The following is a 4015-nucleotide window of genomic DNA, read 5'->3' on the forward strand; positions in this document are numbered from 1 at the left end:
GGTGGTATTTCATCATATTCCTGCCTATCGCATACAACATGAACTCTTTATATACTTTTTCCTCTGATCGGTAGTTAAAACGCCGGAAGTTTTCATTCTCCTTGATATCTCCAAAATGTCCCTCTGTCTGGATCGAACGGGTCTGACGTTTCAGGATCCCCTCTTCACTCTGGATATTTGTATGGGACTCTTCCCGCAGTTCTTCCCATCTTTCATTGATCTTCATGACTTTATTGCGGTCCGGGTTCTTTTCTGCATTGTATTTATAAAGACATTTCGATTTATGCTCACAGCCGCTGCAGTCCGCACAGCCATATACCTCCACGGTCTGGGTGTAGCCATCCTGTTCTTTGCTCTCCGTCCGGATATGCCGCAGTTCCCTTCCGTCATGGCAGATATAATAACGCTCATCTTCAAAGATGGCATATGTCATGGTGTAATACTTCCCGATGTCTTCTTTGTATGCCCGTGTCTTACGCTTCTCGTGTTCCTGAAGCTTGATATAACTCCGGATCCCGTTCTCTTTCAGATACAGAAGGTTCTTTTCACTGCAGTAGCCGCTGTCAGCAGTCACTGCCTCCAACGTATTTCCAAACGTTTTCCTGTGCTTTTCTAAAACAGGGATCAGCGTATGATAGTCTGTCCGGTCATTGCTTACATATCCGTGGACGATAAAGTAATTTTCCACCGCGATCTGGACATTGTATGCCGGTTTTAACTGCCCGTTCAGCATATGGGTCGGCTAGGTCGGAGAGATTACTCCCTCTTTCCCGCCTAAGAACTGTACGTGTCACTTTCATGACATACAGCTCAAGCATACTTTTTTCCGTTCTCTTGGTTCCTTGACTTTCTCTTTCTATCCTTAAAATATTTTGCTAGTTCGGCGTTGAATGGACTTGCATCATGTTTAATCAGGACATGTCTCTTGATGTGCACCCAGGTCATCTTCATAAGTTGCAGATTGTGTTGATTTGGAGATGAGAGAATCCATCGATTGGCACTTATTCCTCTATAATCTTCTCGAAAATATCTTTCCCTAATCCATTTATTATTTTTCTTTCTGTGGGTTCTTCTCAAGAAGCGATACGTCACATTAACTATGTGTTTATCCATATCTGCGAATGCCTTAGTTGACACCTCTGGTCTCCAGTAGTTTGCTATTCCCAGAATGACTGGATTCAGTTTTTGAATAAGCACATCCACCTTGTGTCCTCGTACCTGATAAGTAATATCAGAGATTTTACGTTTGCTTTTCTTGATACTGTCCTTGGAAGGTTTTATAAATAACTGTTCGCCCTTCGCAGTTTTATATCGCCGAATATTAAAACCCAGAAAATCAAACCCCTTTGTCACCTCTACTATTTTTGTTTTTGTTTCCTCTAATTCAAGCCCTCTTTGAGCGAGATATGGTTTCAGTTTATTATATACGCTTTCGGCCTGCTGTTTTGTATTACACATAACTACAAAGTCATCCGCATATCGTGTCATTGCATAGGCTGTTGGATTAACTGCCCATGTATACCCGTCACTGCGTTTGTTTACGTAATACTTGATTCCAAGAGCCTTTTCCATTCCGTGCAGAGCTACGTTCGCTAATAATGGTGATATTACTGAACCTTGACCACTTCCGGATTTTGTACTATAAAATAAACCATCGTCTACATATCCTGCTCTCAGCCATTTCTCAATGACTTTTCTGTTTGGAATTCCTTTGATTTGTTCTAATATATGACTATGGTTGAGATTGTCGAAACAGCCTTTAAAGTCTCCCTCAAATACCCATCGCCTTTTTCCGAACACCAGGTATTTATAGATTCGCTCAATCGCATCATGGCAGCCTCTTTCTGGTCGGAATCCATAAGAGGTTGGTTCAAAACGGTATTCCCATTGTGGCTCCAGTGCCATTTTCATTACATTCTGCCAGATTCGATCTATGATTACTGGGATGCTTAACGGACGTAATTTCCCGTTTTTCTTTTTTATATAAGTACGGTAAGAGGGTTTGGGGTTGTGATATGCTATAGTACGATTGCACATTTTTCGGTAGAGATTCATACGTTCGATATCTGTCTGTATCGTTATGCCATCTACTCCAGCCGTCTTTCTCCCTTTGTTTTCCTGAGTAATTCTTCTGATAGAAAGCAGCAATACTGCCTTGCTTCGCATTAGCAGCCGCTGTAACTGTCTTGTTTTTCGTTTGTTCCCCAAGCTTTCGGCACGATAGATTCGTTGTTGCAGCCTGTTTACATACTTACGGATTTGTTTCCATTGTAGTTCTTTCCAGTTCGTAGGGAAGGACGTTGTGGACTTTATTTGTAATAAAGTATTTCTCATCTGTCATCCTCCTTTTAACAGGTTGCTTTCCGCTTTCTTTCGTGTTGTATACCAGTTGGAAGTCAGCTCTCTTTCGAGTCACTTTATCGTGTATCCATCCAGTTATTTCTTATTCCTGCCGGTTTGCACCTTGATGGCCTTTGCTTTTTCCAACGCTCCTATACCCTGCAGGGAATTGTGCCTTCCTTGCGGTCAGTCTACCAACCTTTATAGAATTGGACGCTGCAGGGCTTACCAAGTTCAGCTTCTTTCAGATTCGATTTGTTTAGGTATGTTCACTATACCGGCAGATATATGGGTGATAACTGACATTAAGAAGAAGTAATGTTTTCCTATCTGCATTACATTGGCATTCACATCCATCCAATGCTGAATGTCACGATATTTAATTACATACCATGCAAATCTTTCCCTCGCCCTCCCGTTCTATGGATGCTAAGTTTGGGATTAGGCTTTTCCTCATGCAACCCACCCCACAGTTACCTGTAGCGCAGTTTCGGATGGGAATATCCCTATCACTGGGATACTAGAGTTATTAATCTATACTGAAATATTTCAAGAAGAAGCCGCTTCTTGTCGCACTCTTCTTTCATCCGCATGAAGGTTGCTTCCATGTCTGTTTTGGAATAGCTGTTGCGGCCTTTCCCCATGATCTCAAAGCATTCTTTATACTCCATCAGACGGGTCCCGCATTCTTCCAGTTCCTCGTAAAGCTTCTGGATCTCCGGTTTATGCTTACCTTTCCCATAAACGAATCCGATGTCTTCTCCCTGTGCGATCTGCATCAGGTTCTTCTGCAGTTTCCGGATCTCAAGCGGAGAACAGTAATCAATCTCAATGATGGTGTTATTGGAGATCTTCTTATGTTTTGTCAGTTTCCGTTTCCTGTTTTCTTCAATGACTTTACGGACTTTGTCCATTCCTTCAATCACAAACATCCGGGCATTTCCGAGATTGTATTTGGGGCCATATCCGTTTTCAAGCAGAAATGTATTATACTTTGTGTAAAGAGCATCGATCGTGTCCAGCAGACCGGCAAGATGATAATTGAGACTGCCCCGCCAAATGAACGTATATCTGTTCGCGTTTGCTTCAATCTTTGTTCCATCGATGTAAAGCTCTTTCAGCGAGATAAGGCCTTCCTTTTCCAGACGGCGCATGAACTGGTAATTCAGTTCATCCAGGACTTCTCCCGTCAGTTTTTTTCCTTTAAAATCATAAAAAACATCTCTCTGGGGCTTCTGCCCTTTGGTCAGCCAGATAAAGGCGAGATCTCTCTGGCATAAGTCTACTATACGGTCAACAGCCCTGACCCCGCGCATGTTTGCATAGGTAACAACAGCATACAGCATGATTGGGTTAAACCCGGTTCTTCCCTTATCTGAATAACAGGCCAGCAGGCCTGAAAAATCTAATTCCTCCATCACGTTTTTTAGGGTATAGACTGGATCGTCATCGGGTAGTCCCAATTGAAAGAAACTGAAGTTAATTTTCTGTTGCCCAATTTCAAAAAAGTTGTTATAATAATCTTGTTTTAGCATAGTTCCATTATAACATGGAACGGAGAGAAAGATGGTTGTTGTTAGCCATCTTTTTTCTTTTTAGTGGATAAATTTCAGGGGCAGGCGTGACTCGCATGAGTCACACCTGCCCCTGTTCGGAACCATCTATTTCCCGACAG

3 protein-coding genes are annotated in these 4015 nt (G+C 42.3%); all 3 read right to left on the reverse strand.

Going from position 1 to position 4015, the window contains the following annotated elements; translation table 11 throughout:
• Nucleotides 1–733: transposase (locus CLFS41_RS03710; protein WP_347467518.1), on the reverse strand; the 733-nt coding region annotated here is incomplete at its 3' end.
• Nucleotides 734–810: 77 nt separating this feature from the next.
• Entirely contained in the window at nt 811–2334 is a 1524-nt protein-coding gene (gene ltrA / locus CLFS41_RS03715; RefSeq protein ID WP_052665607.1) for a group II intron reverse transcriptase/maturase, read from the reverse strand.
• 515 nt (nt 2335–2849) lie between these two features.
• The gene (locus CLFS41_RS03720; RefSeq protein WP_330678280.1) at nt 2850–3758 is read right to left on the reverse strand and encodes a hypothetical protein; all 909 of its coding nucleotides are present in this window, start codon (nt 3756–3758) and stop codon (nt 2850–2852) included.
• Nucleotides 3759–4015: the final 257 nt, after the last annotated feature.

This window comes from Clostridium sp. FS41, assembly GCF_000954015.1.
Classification (GTDB): Bacteria; Bacillota; Clostridia; order Lachnospirales; family Lachnospiraceae; genus Enterocloster; species Enterocloster citroniae.